Source organism: Kitasatospora setae KM-6054, from assembly GCF_000269985.1.
GTDB lineage: Bacteria > Actinomycetota > Actinomycetes > Streptomycetales > Streptomycetaceae > Kitasatospora > Kitasatospora setae.
In genome coordinates this window covers 257981-274937 of the sequence record NC_016109.1, presented here as the reverse complement: position 1 = coordinate 274937, position 16957 = coordinate 257981, and the positions used below count along the sequence as shown (strand labels likewise).

Below are 16957 nucleotides of genomic sequence, written 5' to 3'. Positions count from 1 at the left end.
CCGCCCGGGGCCGCCCGGACTCACCGGAGGCCCCCGGAGTCCACCACCGGGCCGGTGCCCGGGCCGGGGCGGTCGAGCCAGGACGCGGCCTGGGCGGAGAGGTCGACGGGTTCGTACCAGGAGTCGAGGCCGAGCAGCTTGCGGCCGAGTTCGGTGAGCCGGGCGGTGGGGTAGCGCTTCGACTCGTGCAGGACCGGGTCGCCGACCAGGGTGCGGTTCCAGTGCGGGGTGCGCAGGTGGCGCCAGGAGTCGACGCGGGACTCGCGCAGCCGCTCGTGCTCCTCCAGGGCGGGCATCATCGAGAGGTACTGGACGGCGCGCACGCCCTGCTCGGAGAGGTTGCGGGCGACGCCGTGGGCCAGCAGGCCGTTCCAGATCAGCAGGTCGCCGGGGTGCAGCTCGGGTCGGACCACCGGGAGTTCGGCCCGGTCGAGGTCGGGGCGGCGGGGGTCGCGGTCGGCGGGCTGGGCGAGCCGCCAGGCGTCGAAACGGCGGAAGAGCTCGGGGCTGCAGTGGAAGCCGCCGGTCTCCGGCGCGGTCTCGTTGAGCGCGATGATGCCCTGCACCCGCTGCGGGGGGACGCCGAGCGAGGTGTCGATGTCCCAGTGCAGGCGGACCTCGGTGCCGCGCTCGGCGGGGTCGACCAGGGCGCGGTCGCGGCTGCCGCGGTTGGGCGGGTTGAGGTTGAGCCGGTCGAGGGTGACCCACAGCTCCTCGCAGTCCCAGACGTCCACGAAGGCGTCGTAGACCCGCTGGTCCTGCCGGCTGTCCCAGAGCAGTTGGTGGTGGTACGCCTCGACGAAGCCGTAGACGTGCAGCCGCCGGTCCAGCTCGGAGCGGAACGGCCGGTCGACGAACCAGCCCGCCGGGTCGAGCGGGTCCAGGCCCTGGAACTGCCAGGCGAAGTCGAGCAGCCGGCGGGCGTGCTCGGCGGGCACCGCCTCGCGCACGACGACGTAGCCGTAGGTCTGCCAGTGCGCGAAGTCCTCCTCGGAGAGCACCCGCAGCGGGCGGGACTTGGTGAGTTCGCGCAGGGTGTGCTGGGCGAGGTACGTCTCGCCGTCGCCGCTGAAGTACGGGTGGTCGCCGGCGGCCCGGTAGAGGTGGGCGCGGCGGGGCGACACGGAGATCATGGGGGCGGCCCTCCAGGGCGGGAGCGGGTGGCCGACAGCCCGGCGGCGAACCGGTCGCCGCAGCCGCTCCGATGGCGTCAGATTGGTTCAGACCAAAACGTCTTGTCAAGTTCCTGACCGGCAACCGGACCTGGCGGCCGGTCAAGCCCGCCCCGGCCCCCTGCGCGTATCCGGGCCCCCGCGCGCGTCCGGGCCCCGGAAGTCCGTGCCACCCATGGCCCTGGACGCCCCGGGCCCGGCACACTGGGCCGATGCCCACCCCCCACTGGCCGCTGCCCGACCTGACCGCCCGCACCGGGCGCCTCGAACTGCGCCTGCCCACCGAACCCGAACTGCACGCCCTCGCCGACCTCGCCGCCGCCGGCGTCGTCGTCCCCGGCACCCGCCCGTTCCGCTCCGAGTGGGCCTACGCCGCGCCCGCCGAACGCGCCCGCGCCGTCCTGCGCGCGCACTGGCGGGCGCTCGCCCAGTGGAGCCCCGAGGACTGGAACCTGCCGCTGGCCGTCTTCGCCGACGGCCGGCCGGTCGGCGTCCAGTCCGTCCGGGCCAAGGAGTTCGCGCTGCGCCGCGAGATCCTCTCCGGCTCCTGGCTGGCCCTCCCGCACCAGGGCCGGGGCCTCGGCACGGAGGCCCGCGCCGCCATGCTCCACCTGGTCTTCGCCGGCCTCGGCGCCACCGACGCCACCTCCCACTCCTTCGCCGACAACGCCCCGTCCATCGCCGTCTCCCGCCGCCTCGGCTACCGCCCCGACGGCATCGAGCGCGACACCCGCCACGGCGAACCCGCCACCACCCTGCGCTTCCGCCTCACCCGCGAACAGTGGGACGCCACCGCCCGCACCGAGACCCGGCTGACCGGCGTGGACGCCTGCGCCGAGCTCTTCGGCAACTGAACGACCCGGCCCGCCGCCGCTCGACCGCGACCGCGGGTCGGTCAGGCGCGGGCGGCGGCGGTGATCGTCACCTTCAGGTGCTTCATGATCGGTTGGTCGCTCTGCGCGCTGTAGTCGCCGATCGCGCACAGCACGTTCATCTCCGGCATGTAGCCGGCCGCGCAGCCGCGCGGCAGGTCGTACGGGACGGCGAGGTAGCCGTACAGCGAACGGGTGGAGCCGTCGCGGGCGGTGGCGGTGACGTCGACGGGGGAGAACTCGTCGAGGTGGCGCTCGCGCATGTCCTGGCGGTTCATGAAGACCAGGGTGCGCAGGTTCCGCACGCCCCGGTAGCGGTCGTTGTCGGAGTAGATCGTGGTGTTCCACTGGTCGTGCGAGCGCATCGTGCCGAGCACCAGCGTGCCGGGCGCCGGGATGACGTCCGGCAGCGGGGCGGCCGAGAACTCGGCCCGGCCGGACGGGGTGAGGAAGACCAGCTCGCGGGCGGGCTGGCGGATCCGGAAGCCCAGCGGCAGCCGGACCCGCCGGTTGAAGTCCTCGAAGCCGTCCAGCACCTTCGCCATGGTGTCGCGGATCCGGTCGTAGTCCTCGACGTACCACTCCCACGGCGTCGCGCTGCCCGGCAGCGCCGCCCGGGCCAGCCCGGCGACGATGGCCGGTTCGGAGAGCAGCTGCCGGGACGCGGGCTTCTTCCGCATGCCCACCGACAGGTGCACCATGCTCATCGAGTCCTCCACCGAGGTGGCCTGCACCCCGCCGCGCTGCCGGTCCTGCTCGGTGCGCCCCAGGCAGGGCAGGATCAGCGCCCGCCGCCCGTGCACCAGATGGCTGCGGTTCAGCTTGGTCGACACGTGCACCGTCAACTCGCAGCGCGACAGCGCCTCGTACGTGTAGGCGGTGTCCGGCACGGCCAGCGCGAAGTTGCCGCCCATCCCGACGAACACCTTCACCTCGCCGCGCGCCATCGCCCCGATCACCCCGACGGTGTCCAGCCCGTGCGCGCGCGGCGCGTCGATGCCGCAGACCTCGGAGAGCCGGTCCAGGAACTCCGGCGCCGGACGGTGGTCGATCCCGCAGGTCCGGTTCCCCTGCACGTTCGAGTGCCCGCGCACCGGCGACGGGCCGGCCCCCTCCCGGCCCAGGTTGCCGCGCAGCAGCAGCACGTTGACGATCTCCCGGACGGTGTCCACCCCGTGCTCGTGCTGGGTGACGCCCAGGCACCAGGAGAAGATCGACCGGTCCGCCTCCCGGTACACCCGGGCCGCCCGCAGCAGCTGCGGCCGGCTCAGGCCGCTCTGCCGCTCCAACTCCTCCCAGGGCGTCTGCTCCACCAGCTTCCGGTACGCCGCGAAACCGGTGGTGTGCCGCTCGATGAACTCCTCGTCCAGCGCCCCCGGGTCGTGCGCCGACTGCTCCAGCACCGCCTTCGCGATGCCGCGCAGCAGCGCCAGGTCGCCGCCGATCCGCACCTGCAGGTTCAGCGCGGAGGTGGACGTCGCCCGCCCCAGCGCCATGTTCGCGAACTCGTGCGGCACGATGGTGCGGGTCGCCGCCGCCTCCACCAGCGGGTTCACGTGCACCACCCGCGCCCCGCGCCGGGTCGCGTCGGCCAGCGCCGTCAGCATCCGCGGCGCGTTGGACGCCGCGTTCACGCCCAGGACGAACAGCGCGTCCGCCGCCTCCCAGTCCCGCAGGTCGGCCGTCCCCTTGCCGGTCCCGAGCGAGGCCGTCAGCGCCCGGCCGGACGCCTCGTGGCACATGTTCGAACAGTCCGGCAGGTTGTTGGTGCCCAACTCCCGGGCCAGCAGCTGGTACAGGAACGTCGCCTCGTTGCCGAGCCGCCCCGAGGTGTAGAACGCCGCCTCGTTCGGGTCGTCCAGACCGCGCACCACCTCGCCGAACAGGTCGAACGCCCGCTGCCAGTCGATCGGCAGGTACCGGTCGGTGTCCGGGTCGTAGACCATCGGCTCGGTCAGCCGCCCCTGGTCCTCCAGCGCGAAGTCGCTCCACCCCGACAGCTCGGTGACGGTGTGCGCCGCGAAGAACTCCCGGCCGACCCGCTTGCCCGTCATCTCCCAGGTGACGTGCTTGATCCCGTTCTCGCAGATGTCCAGGTGCAGGCCCTTGTAGTCGTCCGGCCAGGCACAGCCCGGACAGTCGAAGCCCCCGTTCTCGTGGTTCATCCGCAGGACCGCCCGCGGCCCCTCCACCCACTCCCCGGTCGCCGCCAGCACCTTCGCCACGCTCTTCGCGGCCCCCCACCCCGCCGCCGGATGCCGGTACGGCTCGAACGACGGCGGCGCCGACGGCTCCGCCCCGACGCTCGGCTCCACCTGCGGTTCCTCTTCGGCAGCGGTCACGGCACGCCTCCCGGCTCTCGGGCACTTCCCCACGGCAACGGCACCCCCATCGTGCCCACCGCCCGGCCGTTCGCCCGCGAGCCGCGCCGGACGCCCGGGCCCGGTCGGCGGCGGTCGTGTGACGGAAGGCAATTGACAGGCCGTCAATCACGTAACACTCCCCGGTACACGCTGCACCCTCCGCCCCGACTGTGACCTGCCCCACACTGGGCCGACTCCGCCCCGTGCGGAACCCGACCCCCTCGCAGACCCTTCCTGGAGCAGCCCTTGTCCGTCGTCGAGCAGTCCACCGAGACCCACGGGCAGCCGCCCGTCCACCGCCTGAAGGCCGGCTCCGTCGGCCTGGTCGGCGTGATCTTCATGGCGCTGGCGACCGCCGCGCCCATCACCGCGATGACCGGCAACCTGCCGGTCATCATCGGCGGCGGCACCCGCACCGTCACCGCCGACCACACCATCCTCGCCGTCCCGCTGCCGATCCTCCAGCAGCACGTCGACCTCACCCCGCCCGCCCCCTTCACCGATGCCTCCAGCGCCTACACCCGCGACCTCGCCGACCGCCACCTCGCCCAGATCGACACCGTCTGGCCCGGCACCAGGGCCGCCTGGAACGGCCGCGCCACCCTCTCCGCCTGGCACCTCAACCCGTACTCGTACGGCGCCTACTCCTACTGGCCGGTCGGCTACCTCACCGGCTACGCCGGCTACGAGGGCACCGCTCAGGGCAACCTGCACTTCGCCGGCGAGCACTGCTCCTACGACTACCAGGGCTACATGAACGGCGGCGCCGTCGAAGGCGCCCGCGCCGCCGCGGAGGTCCTCACCGCCATCGGCGCCTGACCCCCCCCGCCCGGGTCCGAGCGCGAGACCCGGACCGGACCCGGCGGCACGGGCGTTTCAACGTTTCCACGCAAGGAGCCGACCGTCCTACTGGAGGGGGAACATCCGGATCTGTTGACTGTGACCACCCAGCACATCCACCTGCGAAGACAGGACACACACGATGCGCACACTGTCACGCCTCGCCGTCACCGCCGTGCTCGCCGCCGGTTCGCTCGGTCTGGGCCTCGGCTCCGCCTCCGCCGCGCCGGGCACGGTGAGCTGTAGCGGCCAGCAGACCCAGACCTTCACCCCCGGCCTCACCCTGACCACCCGCCAGATCGCCTTCGCCGCCGACGCCACCCTCGGGACGTGCGCCTCCACCCACGGCGACGGAATCACCTCGGGGGCCTTCCACATCGAGGGAGGCGGCCCGGGCTCGTGCACCGCGGCCTCGTTCTACAGCGAGCTCACCCTGACCTGGAACACCGGTGAGACCAGCAGGATCGGCCTGAACACGCCCGCCGACCTCAAGCCCCTCGGCCAGACCGTCGCCACCTCCTACGGCCAGGTCCTCTCCGGCAAGTACACGGGCGGCACCGTCGTCGAGGTCCTCGAACTGACCCCGGACTCCCTCGCCCTGACCAAGTGCCTGACCCCGGAGGGCCTGCGCGACTCCAGCGGCACGCTCTCGCTGACCATCCAGAACCTCACCTGACCGTCCCCGCGATCCGGCCCCCGCCCGCCCCGACCACCCGCCCGGTGGCGGGGGTCGGGGCGGGCGGGGGCCGGACGCGACTCCGGGGCTGCGACAATGGGCTGCGACGATCTTCGTATCGACGCGTCAGATGCGGCAGACAGACAGTGAGGTTGCCTTGTCCAAGGTCAAGCTGAGCACCAATCACGGCGACATCGTGGTCCGGCTGGACGCCGAGAAGGCCCCGGCGACGGTCGAGAACTTCCTGCGGTACGTCCAGGACGGCTTCTACAGCGGCACCGTGTTCCACCGGGTCATCGACGACTTCATGGTGCAGGGCGGCGGCATGGAGCCCGGCCTGCGCCGCAAGGAGACCCGCCCGCCGATCCAGAACGAGGCCGACAACGGCCTGAAGAACCTCCGCTACACCGTGGCGATGGCCCGCACCGCGGACCCGCACTCGGCCACCGCGCAGTTCTTCATCAACGTCGCGGACAACGCCTTCCTCGACCACACCGCGAAGAGCGGCCCGGGCTGGGGCTACGCCGTGTTCGGCGAGGTCGTCGAGGGCCGGGAGGTGGTCGACGAGATCAAGTCCGTCGCCACCGGCTCCAAGGGCGGCCACGCGGACGTCCCGAAGGAGGACGTGCTGCTGGTCTCCGCCGAGGTCGTGGAGTAGCGGCCGGGAAGACCGACGGGGCCCGCTCCCTCCCCGGGAGGCGGGCCCCGCGGCTGTGTCAGGCCCCGACCGGGAGGGCCGCCGCCAGCGGGAGCTCGCCGCTGTGCGGGCCGACGTGCAGGACGAAGGTGCCCGGCTCGGTGCGCCAGGCCCGGTCCTCGACCGACCAGTGCTGCAACGCCCGCTGCGGCAGCCGCAGTTCGACCTCCACCCGCTCGCCGGGGCCCGCCTCGACGGCGCCGAAGCCGGCCAGCCAGCGCACCGGCCGGTCCAGCTCCGAGTCCGGCCGGGACAGGTAGAGCTGCACGGTCTCCCGGGAGCGGCGCGGCCCGTCGTTGCGCAGCGCCACCCGGACGGTGCGCGAGCCGTCCGCCGCCGGGGCGGACGGCTCGCCGAGCGCCAGGTAGCACCACTCGCCCCAGCCCAGGCCGTGCCCGAACCAGTACGCGGGGGTGCGGCCGGCGCGCAGCCAGCCGCGGTGGCCCAGGTGCGGGCCCTCCGCGTAGGCGAGCCGCCCGCCGCTCGGCGCCGTCGCGTACACCGGGCAGTCGGCCTCGGCGTCCGGCCAGGTGGTGGGCAGCCGCCCGCCCGGCTCGGCCCGGCCGAGCAGCACCTCGGCCAGCGCGCCGCCGCCCTCCTGCCCGGGGAACCAGCAGGTCAGCACCGCGCCGACCCGCTCCCGCCAGGGCAGCAGCACCGGGCTGCCGGTGTTCACCACCACCACCGTGCGCGGGTTGACCGCCGCGACGGCCTCCACCAGCTCGTCCTGCCGGCCCGGCAGCCGCAGTCCGGCCCGGTCGAAGCCCTCGCTCTCGTGCTCGTCGGTGGTGCCGACCACCACCACCGCGACGTCCGCCGCCGCGGCCAGCTCCACCGCGTGCGCGAACTCCCGCTCCAGCTCGGCGGCCGGCCGGTCGGCGGCCAGCACCAGCACCCGCCCGTGCTCCGGCTCCACCGTCCGCCGGGCCAGCAGGTCGACGCCCTGCCCGGCCGCCAGCTCCAGCTCCACCTGCCGGAACGAGGGCGCCACGTGCAGGTACGTCGGGTCGTCCGAGAGCGGCGCGACGTACTCGTCCAGCAGCACCGCGCCGTCCGCCTCCAGGCGCAGCGCGCCCAGGCCCACCACGCCCAGGCGCCAGCGGCCCGCGCTCGGCGCGGTGAACCGGGACGCCACCTCGATGGTGCGCACCGCCGTCAGGTCGACGTCCGCGGACGGCTCCAGCACCCGGCCGGTCGCCCGCGCCTCGGTGTGCAGCGGCGAACCGTCCGCCGCCAGGTAGCGCACCAGCACGCCCGGGCCCGAACCGTCCGGAAGCACGCAGTCCGCGGCCGCCAGCGGCGTCGGGCGCAGCTCGGTGCGGACCCCCGGCGCGTGGGTGACCTCGACGGACGGGTCGAGCGCGGCGCGCAGCCCGTTCAGCGGCGAGACCGGCGCGGCCGGGAACACCGAGGCGCTGCCGCCGCCCTGCACCCGGGCGGTCGCCGCGTTCGGGCCGAGCACCGCGACCCGGCGCAGCGCCGGCTCGTCCAGCGGCAGCAGCCGGTCCGGGTTGTGCAGCAGCACCGTGCCCGCGACGGCCGCGGCCCGCAGCGCGCCCCGGGTCGCCGGGTCGGCGGGCACCGGCGCCCGGCCGGCCGGCGGCGGGTCGAACGCGCCGACCCGGCCGGCCAGCCGCAGCAGCCGCTCCACCTTGTCGTCCAGCGCCGCCGCCGGCACCCGCCCGGCCCGCACCGCGGCCGCCAGCGCCGGGCCCCAGGCCGGGTTCGGCCCGGGCATCGACAGGTCGCAGGCCGCCGCGCCCGGGCCGTCCGCCTCGCGCACCGACCCCCAGTCGGACACCACCAGGCCGTCGAAACCCCACTCGCCCTTCAACGGCTCGGCCAGCAGCGGGTGTTCGACCATCGAGGTGCCGTTGACCCGGTTGTACGCGGACATCACCGCCCACACCCCGGCCCGCACCGCCGCCTCGAACGGCGCCAGGTACACCTCGCGCAGCGTCCGCTCGTCGACCCGGGCGTCCACGGTCAGCCGCTCGGTCTCCGAGTCGTTCGCCACGTAGTGCTTGGCGGTCGCCGCGACGCCGAGCGCCTGCACGCCGCCGATGTACGCGGCCCCGATCCGGGCGGTCAGCAGCGGGTCCTCCGAGAAGCACTCGAAGTTCCGCCCGCCCAGCGGGGAGCGGTGCAGGTTCAGCGTCGGGGCCAGCACCACGTGCACCCCCTTGCGCCGGGCCTCGGCCGCCAGCAGCCCGCCCATCCGGGCCACCAGTTCCTCGTCCCAGGACGCCGCCAGCGCGGTCGCGCACGGCAGCAGCAGCGCGGTGTCCGCCTCGTCCCACCGCTCGCCGCGGACCCCGACCGGGCCGTCCGAGCAGACGATCGGGAACAGGCCGAGCGCGGGTTCCGGGCTGGTCCGGAAGGTGTCCCCGCCGGAGACCAGCCGGGCCTTCCGCTCCAGGTCGAGCACCCGGTGGTCGGTTCCGCTCGCGGGGGTGGTGAGTGAGGAGGGCATGGAGAGCTGGGTCATCCTTTCGTGGCTCCTTGCATGATGCCGTCGATGATCTGGCGGCCCATCAGGAGGAAGGCGACGAGGACGGGCGCACTGGCGACCAGGGCGCCCGTGAGGACCAGCGAGTAGTCCTTGATGTAGCCGCTGGCGAGTTCGGAGAGGGTGAGCTGGACGGTCGGGTTCTGCTGGGTCATCACGACCTTGGGCCAGTAGAAGTCGTTCCAGCTGGCCATGAAGGTGAGCATGCCCAGGACGCTCATCGCCGGGCGGGCGGCCGGCAGCACGACGTGCCAGACCAGGCCGCGGGTGGTGCAGCCGTCCATCCGGCCGGCGTCCAGGAGTTCGTCGGGGACGGCGCCGAGCAGGTACTGGCGCATGAAGAACAGGCCGAAGGCGTTGGCGGCGGCCGGGACGATCAGCGCCTGCAGGTGGTCGGCCCAGTGGAACCAGTTCGCCATCATGATGTAGAGCGGGATGATGCCCAGCTGGGTGGGGACCATCATGGTGGCCACCACCGAGGCCAGCAGCGGGCCCCGGCCGCGGAAGCGCAGCTTGGCGAAGGCGAAGCCGCCCAGGGTGCTGGTCAGCACCACGCTCGCGGTGACGGTGCCGGCCACGACCAGTGAGTTGACCATCGCCAGCCGCAGGTCGGTCTGCGCGAACACCTGGGTGACGTTGTGCCAGAGCCGGCCGCCGGGCAGCAGTACCGGCGGCATCCGGTGGATCTCGGTGTTGGAGCGGGAGGCCGCCACCAGCGTCCAGTACAGCGGGAAGAGCGAGAGCAGCACGGCGACGCCGAGGACGGCGTAGACGCCGCGCCCGGCGGTCAGCTGCCGGGTGGTACGGGAACGCCCGCGGCTCATTCGGCGCCCCGCATCCGGCGCGCGGCCAGGAAGTTGACGGCGGCGACCAGCACGATCAGCAGGAACATCGCCCACGAGACCGCCGCGCCGTAGCCGTACTTGAAGCGGCCCCAGAACTGGTTGTACGAGTACAGCGCCAGGGTCTGGAACTGGTGCTGGGAGCCGCCGGTGGTCGGGTCCTGCTGCTGGCTGAACAGCATCGGCTCGCCGAACAGCTGCAGCGCGCCGATCGTCGAGACGATGACGGTGAACAGGATGGTCGGGCGCAGCATCGGGACGGTGATCGAGCGGAACTGCCGCCAGCGGCTCGCCCCGTCCAGCGCCGCGGCCTCGTACAGCTCGAACGGGACGGACTGCATCGCGGCCAGGTAGAGCAGCGCGTTGTAGCCCGTCCAGCGCCAGGTGACGATCGCGGCGATCGCCGACCAGGAGGAGAGGGTGCCGGCCTGCCAGTCGACGTGGTCGACGCCGAACAGCGACAGGAACCAGTTGACCAGGCCGAAGTCGCGGCCGAACAACTGGACGAAGATCAGCGTGACGGCGGCCACCGAGGTGACGTTCGGCAGCAGCACGCCCAGCCGCAGCAGGGTGCGGCCGCGCATCCGGTAGTTCAGCAGGTGGGCCAGGCCGAGCGCGAGCAGCAGCTGCGGGAGGGTGGCGAGGACGCCGATGCCCAGGGTGTTCTTGACGGCGTTCCAGAAGAACGGGTCGTCCAGCAGCCTGCGGTAGTTCTCGAAGCCGACCCACCGGCCCTGGCTGCCCGGGCGGTCGGCCCGCCAGGCGGTGAACGAGACGTAGCCGGTGTACAGCATCGGGAACAGGCCGAAGACGCCGAAGACCAGGAAGAACGGCGAGAGGTACAGGTAGGGCGAGACGGTGCGGTCGAGCCGGTGCCAGCGGTGGCCCGCGGTGCGGGCGGGGGCCGGGGCGGGTGCGGGGGCGGGGGCGCGGGCGCCGCGGGCGGCGGCGGTCGATGCGGCCAAGGGGAGCTCCCTGGGGCGGAGGCGGGGCGGAGGGAGGGGCGGGGGAGCGCGGTGCCGGTGCGGCGTCAGGTCCGCACCGGCACCGCGGGACTGGGGGAGCGGCGACGTCAGTCGACGATGTTGCCGACGTCCTTGAGGGCCTGCTTCCAGGCGCCCGCCGGGTCGGCCTTGCCCTGCTCGACCGAGGTCAGCGCGTTGCCGAGGGCGGTGCCGATCTCGGCGCCGTGCGCGCCGAGCGGCTGCGGGTTCAGGTCGCGGGCCGACTGGGAGAAGATCCTGCCGGTCGGCGCGTTGTTGAACAGCGGGTCGGTGTGCTCGGCGATGTCGGGCTGGGTCCAGAGCGCCTGGTCGGAGGGGAAGTAGCCCTTCTCCTTGAAGAGCCGGGCCTCCTGCGCGGGCGCGGTCAGCCACTTGGCCAGCTCGGCGGCGGCCTTGGTGTGCTTGCCGGACTTCGGCACGGTCAGGTACGAGCCGCCCCAGTTGCCGCCGCCGCCGGGGATCCGGGCGATGTCCCAGGTGCCGCCGTCGGCCGGCGGGTTGGCCTTGAACTCGTAGCTCATCCAGGCCGGGCAGGCGACGGTGGCGAACTGGCTCTTCTGGAAGCCGGTGTCCCAGGCCGGGGTGAACGCCTGGATGCCCGCCGACTGGCCGTCCTTGATCGCGCCTGCCACCAGGTCGAAGGACTGCTTGACGGCCGGGTTGCCCTCCACCACGACCTTGCCCTGGGCGTCGTAGACGCCCTGCGGGGCCTGGGCCAGGATCGCGCTGAACAGGTTGCCGCCGCTGTCGAACCAGCGGGCGTCCTTGTTCGGGCTGTCGGCCAGGAACCGCTTGCCGGCGGCCAGGTAGGACGGCCAGTCCTTCATCAGCGCGGCGACCTGCTCGCGGTCGGTCGGCAGGCCCGCCGCCTTGAACAGGTCGCTGCGGTAGCAGAGCGCCATGCCGCCCATGTCGGTGCCCAGGCCGAACAGCACCTTGCCGTCCGGGCTGGACGCGGGGGCGGTCTTGGACGGCACCCACTGGTTCTTGTCGACGCCGTTCTCCAGGAAGTCGAGGAACTTCCCGGCCTCCGGCTGGAACCCGGCGACCTGCCCGATCTCGACCGCCTCGATGTCGGCGGTGCCCGAGCCGGCCAGCAGGTGGGCGTGCAGGTTCTGGTGGTGGGCGCCCAGGTCGGCGCGGTTCTCCTTGATGGTGATGTTCGGGTGCGCCTGCTCGTACTCCTTGTAGAGGTCCGCGTAGCCGAAGTCGGAGAACAGGTTCACCGTGAGGGTGATCCTGGCGTTGGGGTCCTCGTCCGCGGACGAGCCGCCGCCGCTGCTGCTGCCGCTGGAGCAGGAGGCCACGGCGGTCAGGGCCAGCACCAGCAGCGCCGAGGTGGCGAGCAGGCGGCCTCTCAGGCCGGTGGGACCGGTGCGGGGCAGGGAAACGGGCATGGGACGGCTCCTCGCGGGGGGATGGCTGTGGGGCCCAGGGGAACGCGGTATTGGAGAGCGCTCTCCCGAGGTGGCAACCGGAGCTTCGTCGCTCCGGCGCCCCGCCGTCAAGGGGTCCGGCAGCGAAAAATCGCTGCCACAGGGGGTCTTGGGTGAAGTTTCGCCGACGAACGGCTGGTTGCCACCCTTGACACGGATGAAACAACGGGGCAACCATCACTGGCGTAGTGAGAGAGCGCTCTCCCTGATCCGGGCACCGGCCCTCGACGGTGCCGCCCCCACCCCACCCGATCGGGAGCACCCATGCCCGCCCCACCCCCGCGCCCGCCCCGGCCCGTGCAGCCGGCCCGTACCGTGAGCCGTACCGCCAGCCCCGCCGTGACCCGTACCGCGAGCTCCGCCGCCCCCCGCACGCTGGCCGCCGCCCTGGCCGCCGCGCTCGTCGCGGCCCTGGTCCTGCTGCTGCCCGCCGGCCGGGCCGAGGCCGCGCCCGTCCTGCTCTCGCAGGGCAAGACCGCGACCGCCTCCAGCACCGAGAACTACGGCACCCCCGCGTCCAACGCGGTCGACGGCGACACCGGCACCCGCTGGTCCAGCGCCGCCGCCGACCCGCAGTGGCTGCAGGTCGACCTCGGCGCGCCCGCCGCGCTCAGCTCCGTCACGCTGCGCTGGGAGGCGGCGTACGCCAAGGGCTACCAGATCCAGCTGTCCACCGACGGCACCAGCTGGAGCACCGCGTACACCACCGCCAACGGCGCGGGCGGCACCGAGACCGTCCCCGTCACCGGCACCGCCCGCTACGTCCGGCTGTACGGCACCGCCCGGGCCACCGGGTACGGCTACTCGCTCTGGGAGTTCCAGGTCTACGGCGCCACCGGCGGCGGCGACCAGGGCTGCGGCACCGCGAACGCCGCCCAGGGCAAGACCGCGACCGCCTCCAGCACCGAGAACTACGGCACCCCCGCGTCCAACGCGGTCGACGGCGACACCGGCACCCGCTGGTCCAGCGCCGCCGCCGACCCGCAGTGGCTGCAGGTCGACCTCGGCTCCGCGCAGAACGTCTGCGGCACCTCGGTGACCTGGGAGAGCGCCTACGCCAAGGCGTACCGGATCCAGCTCTCCACCGACGCCGCCACCTGGACCGACGCCTGGAGCACCGCCAACGGCACCGGCGGCACCGAGACCGCCCCCGTCACCGGCACCGCCCGCTACGTCCGGCTGTACGGCACCGCCCGGGCCACCGGATACGGGTACTCCGTCTGGGAGTTCAAGGTCTTCACCAGCGGCGGGGCCGCCGGCAGCCCGACCCCGACCCCCAGCCCGACTCCCAGCCCGTCGCCGACCGGCACCACCCCGCCCGGCAACTGGACCACCGTGTTCAGCGACGACTTCGCGGGCGGCGCCGGCAGCGCCCCGTCCGCCGGCAACTGGACGGTCCGCACCGGCACCTCGGAGCCCGGCGGCGCCGCCAACTGGGGCACCGGCGAGATCCAGAACGACACCGCCGACCCGGCCAACGTCGCGATCGACGGCAACCACCACCTCAACCTGACCGCCGTCCGCGACGGCGCCGGCAACTGGACCTCCGGCCGGGTGGAGAGCAAGCGCGGCGACTTCGCCGCCCCCGCCGGCGGACAACTGCTGATCTCCGCCCAGGTCAAGCAGCCCGGCGTCGCCGACGGCACCGGCTACTGGCCGTCGTTCCGCGCCGTCGGGGCGAACGACCGCAGCGGCGGCTGGCCCGGCACCGGCGAGAGCGACATCCTGGAGGACGTCAACGGCCGCAGCCAGACCTCCGCGACCCTGCACTGCGGCACCGCCCCCGGCGGCAACTGCGCCGAGTACAACGGCATGACCAGCGGACTCGCCTCCTGCCCCGGCTGCCAGAGCGACTACCACACCTACAGCCAGGTCATCGACCGCACCGTCAGCGACGAGCAGATCCGCTGGTACCTCGACGGCCGGCAGATCTGGCAGGTCAACGAGTCGCAGGTCGGCACCGCCGACTGGAAGAACGCCGTCGACCACGGCTTCAAGCTGGTCTTCAACCTCGCCATCGGCGGCTCCTACCCGGACAGCGTCTGCGGCTGCACCACGCCGACCGCCGCCACCAGCTCCGGCGGCGCGCTCTCCATCGGCACCGTCACCGTCGCCACCACCACCGGCCCCGCCCCCGCGGCGCTCGCCGATCCGGCCGTCCCCACCGGAAAGAGCACCGTCAAGGTCACCGGCGGCCAGGGCAACTGGGCGCTGAGCGTCAACGGCCAGCCCTACCAGCTCAAGGGCGTCACCTGGGGCCCGGCCCAGTCCACCGCCGACGCGCACATGCGCGACCTGAAGGCGATGGGCGTCAACACCCTGCGCACCTGGGGCACCGACGCCGCCAGCAAGCCGCTGCTGGACGCCGCCGCCGCGTACGGGCTCAAAGTGGTCAACGGCTTCTGGCTCAACCAGGGCGCCGACTACGTCAACGACACCGCCTACAAGACCAGCACCCTCGACTCGATCAAGCAGTGGGTGACCACCTACAAGGACCACCCCGGCACCCTGATGTGGGACGTCGGCAACGAGGTCATCCTCACCACCCAGGACCACGCCTACAACGGCGCCACGGTGGAGCAGGAGCGCGTCGCCTACGCCCGGTTCGTCGAACAGGTCACCCAGGCCATCCACGCGATCGACCCCGACCACCCGGTCACCTCCACCGACGCCTACACCGGCGCCTGGACGTACTACAAGCAGTACGCCCCCAGCCTCGACCTGCTGGCCGTCAACTCCTACGGCGCGGTCTGCAACGTCAAGCAGGACTGGATCAACGGCGGCTACACCAAGCCGTACATCGTCACCGAGTCCGGCGACGCCGGCGAGTGGGAGGTCCCCAACGACGCCAACGGCGTCCCGACCCAGCCCACCGACACCCAGAAGCGCGACGGCTACACCAGCGCCTGGAACTGCGTCGCCGGCCACACCGGCGTCTCGCTCGGCGCCACCATGTTCAACTACGGCACCGAGAACGACTTCGGCGGCACCTGGTTCAACCTGATCCCCGGCGGCTGGAAGCAACCCGCCTACTACTCCGTCGCCACGTCGTACGGCGGCGCCGCGCGCGGCGGCAACACCCCGCCGGTGATGCCGAACACCACGCTGAGCCGGACCGCCGACGTCCCGGCCGGGGGCACCTTCACCATCAGCTCGCCCGCCACCGACCCCGACGGCGACCTGGTCCGCTACCAGCTCTACTACAGCTCCAAGTACGTGGACGGCGGCACCGGGTTCGCCCAGGTCCGCTTCACCCAGACCGGCGACGGCCAGTTCACCGCCACCGCGCCCAGGACGCTCGGCGTCTGGAAGGTCTACGTCTACGCCTACGACGGACACGGCAACGTCGGCATCGAGTCGAAGTCCTTCCGCACGGTCGCCCCCACCCCGAGCGGCACCAACGTCGCCAAGGGCAAGCCCACCACCGCCTCGACCTACCAGGCCGCCGGCAACGGCGCGCCCTACCCGCCGTCCAACACCACCGACGGCAACTGGTCCACCCGGTGGGCCAGCGAGTGGGCCGACCCGCAGTGGCTCCAGGTCGACCTGGGCCAGACCACCTCGTTCAAGCACGTGCAGCTCGGCTGGGAGTCCGCGTACGGCAAGGCGTACCAGATCCAGACCTCCAACGACGGCACCAACTGGACGACCGTCCACACCCAGGCCAACGGCACCGGCGGCATCGAGGACATCGACGTCAACGGCAGCGGGCGCTACGTCCGGGTCGCCATGACCCAGCGCGGCACCGCCTACGGCTACTCGATGTACGAGTTCGGCGTCTACACGTGACGCGTGACGTGTCATCAAGTGACGCGTCATCAAATGACCGGGCATCGATGACACGACATGGATGACGCGACGTCGATGACGTGGCACTGATGTCGCGTCATCGATGACGCGACACGGATGACGTGGCACCGATGACGCGACAACGGTTGTCCGGGCATCAGTTGACGCGACACCGATCAGCCAGCGGAGGGCGCCCGGCCCGTTCCACCGGACCGGACGCCCCCGCCCCCCACAGACCCCCGGTGCCGCGCGGCAGGGAGCGCCGCGCGGCACCGGGTCCCCACCCACCCTTCCTCTTCCGGAGGTCCGATGAAACACCGCATGTCGCGCGGGGCGCCCCACCGCTCCGCGCTCGCCGGCACCGCCGCCGCGATCCTCGCGGCCGGCGCCCTCACCGGCGGCGTCCTCACCCAGCAGGCCGCCGCCGCCTCCGACCCGCTGATCAGCCAGTCCAAGCCGGTCACCGCCTCGTCCGTGGAGAACGCGAGCTTCCCCGCGGCGGCCGTCGCCGACAACAACCTCGCCACCCGCTGGGCCAGCGCCTGGACCGACAGCCAGTGGATCCAGATCGACCTCGGCGGCACCGCGAGCATCAGCCACGTCGAGCTGGACTGGGAGGCCGCGTACGCCAGCGGCTACCAGTTGCAGACCAGCGCCGACGCCGCCAACTGGACCACCGTCTACACCAAGGCCAACGGCACCGGCGGCACCGAGCAGATCGACCTGAACGGCAGCGGGCGCTACCTCAGGCTCAACC

The 16957-nt window shown here is 73.0% G+C and carries 11 protein-coding genes and 1 pseudogene; 6 read left to right on the top strand and 6 right to left on the bottom strand.

The window, feature by feature from the left end; all coding sequences use genetic code 11:
- Positions 1-20: 20 nt before the first annotated feature.
- Positions 21-1133, bottom strand: a complete 1113-nt coding sequence (locus tag KSE_RS01175) for a phytanoyl-CoA dioxygenase family protein (RefSeq protein ID WP_014133414.1) — start codon at positions 1131-1133, stop codon at positions 21-23.
- Positions 1134-1384: 251 nt separating this feature from the next.
- Here KSE_RS01175 and KSE_RS01170 point away from each other — a divergent pair, with 251 nt between their 5' ends.
- Positions 1385-2026 (top strand): GNAT family N-acetyltransferase, encoded by a 642-nt coding sequence (locus KSE_RS01170; RefSeq protein WP_014133413.1) that lies wholly within the window; start codon positions 1385-1387, stop codon positions 2024-2026.
- A gap of 41 nt (positions 2027-2067) precedes the next feature.
- On the opposite strand, the gene KSE_RS01165 is transcribed toward KSE_RS01170, so the two are convergent.
- Positions 2068-4359 (bottom strand): FdhF/YdeP family oxidoreductase, encoded by a 2292-nt coding sequence (locus KSE_RS01165; protein ID WP_014133412.1) that lies wholly within the window; start codon positions 4357-4359, stop codon positions 2068-2070.
- Positions 4360-4791: 432 nt separating this feature from the next.
- Between KSE_RS01165 and KSE_RS01160 the strand changes: the two genes are divergently transcribed.
- The 3 genes from KSE_RS01160 to KSE_RS01150 all read left to right on the top strand — a co-directional run bounded on the left by KSE_RS01160 (position 4792) and on the right by KSE_RS01150 (position 6581).
- Positions 4792-5226 (top strand): FAD-dependent oxidoreductase, encoded by a 435-nt coding sequence (locus KSE_RS01160; RefSeq protein WP_407927465.1) that lies wholly within the window; start codon positions 4792-4794, stop codon positions 5224-5226.
- Between the two features lie 163 nt (positions 5227-5389).
- Entirely contained in the window at positions 5390-5923 is a 534-nt protein-coding gene (locus tag KSE_RS01155; protein WP_014133410.1) for a hypothetical protein, read from the top strand.
- Positions 5924-6080: 157 nt separating this feature from the next.
- Complete coding sequence (locus KSE_RS01150; protein ID WP_014133409.1) at positions 6081-6581, top strand: peptidylprolyl isomerase; 501 nt, start codon at positions 6081-6083, stop codon at positions 6579-6581.
- 58 nt (positions 6582-6639) lie between these two features.
- Here KSE_RS01150 and KSE_RS01145 read toward each other — a convergent pair whose 3' ends face one another.
- The 4 genes from KSE_RS01145 to KSE_RS01130 all read right to left on the bottom strand — a co-directional run bounded on the left by KSE_RS01145 (position 6640) and on the right by KSE_RS01130 (position 12372).
- Positions 6640-9108, bottom strand: a complete 2469-nt coding sequence (locus KSE_RS01145; protein ID WP_014133408.1) for a glycoside hydrolase family 3 C-terminal domain-containing protein — start codon at positions 9106-9108, stop codon at positions 6640-6642.
- Positions 9105-9953 carry a carbohydrate ABC transporter permease gene (locus KSE_RS01140; RefSeq protein ID WP_014133407.1) on the bottom strand — a complete coding sequence of 283 codons (849 nt, stop codon included), beginning with the start codon at positions 9951-9953 and terminating at the stop codon, positions 9105-9107. Before KSE_RS01140 ends, KSE_RS01145 begins: the two co-directional genes overlap by 4 nt.
- Positions 9950-10936: a carbohydrate ABC transporter permease gene (locus KSE_RS01135; RefSeq protein WP_014133406.1), complete on the bottom strand. Its 987-nt coding sequence runs from the start codon at positions 10934-10936 to the stop codon at positions 9950-9952. Before KSE_RS01135 ends, KSE_RS01140 begins: the two co-directional genes overlap by 4 nt.
- 107 nt (positions 10937-11043) lie before the next feature.
- Positions 11044-12372 (bottom strand): ABC transporter substrate-binding protein, encoded by a 1329-nt coding sequence (locus KSE_RS01130; RefSeq protein ID WP_014133405.1) that lies wholly within the window; start codon positions 12370-12372, stop codon positions 11044-11046.
- 378 nt (positions 12373-12750) lie between these two features.
- Here KSE_RS01130 and KSE_RS44040 point away from each other — a divergent pair, with 378 nt between their 5' ends.
- Together KSE_RS44040 and KSE_RS46175 are read left to right on the top strand one after the other, a co-directional pair.
- A complete protein-coding gene (locus tag KSE_RS44040; RefSeq protein WP_014133404.1) occupies positions 12751-16200 on the top strand; it encodes a discoidin domain-containing protein in 3450 nt (1149 codons plus the stop codon).
- Between the two features lie 309 nt (positions 16201-16509).
- A pseudogene (locus KSE_RS46175) lies at positions 16510-16932 on the top strand (discoidin domain-containing protein); the annotation flags it as partial.
- Between the last annotated feature and the right edge of the window lie 25 nt (positions 16933-16957).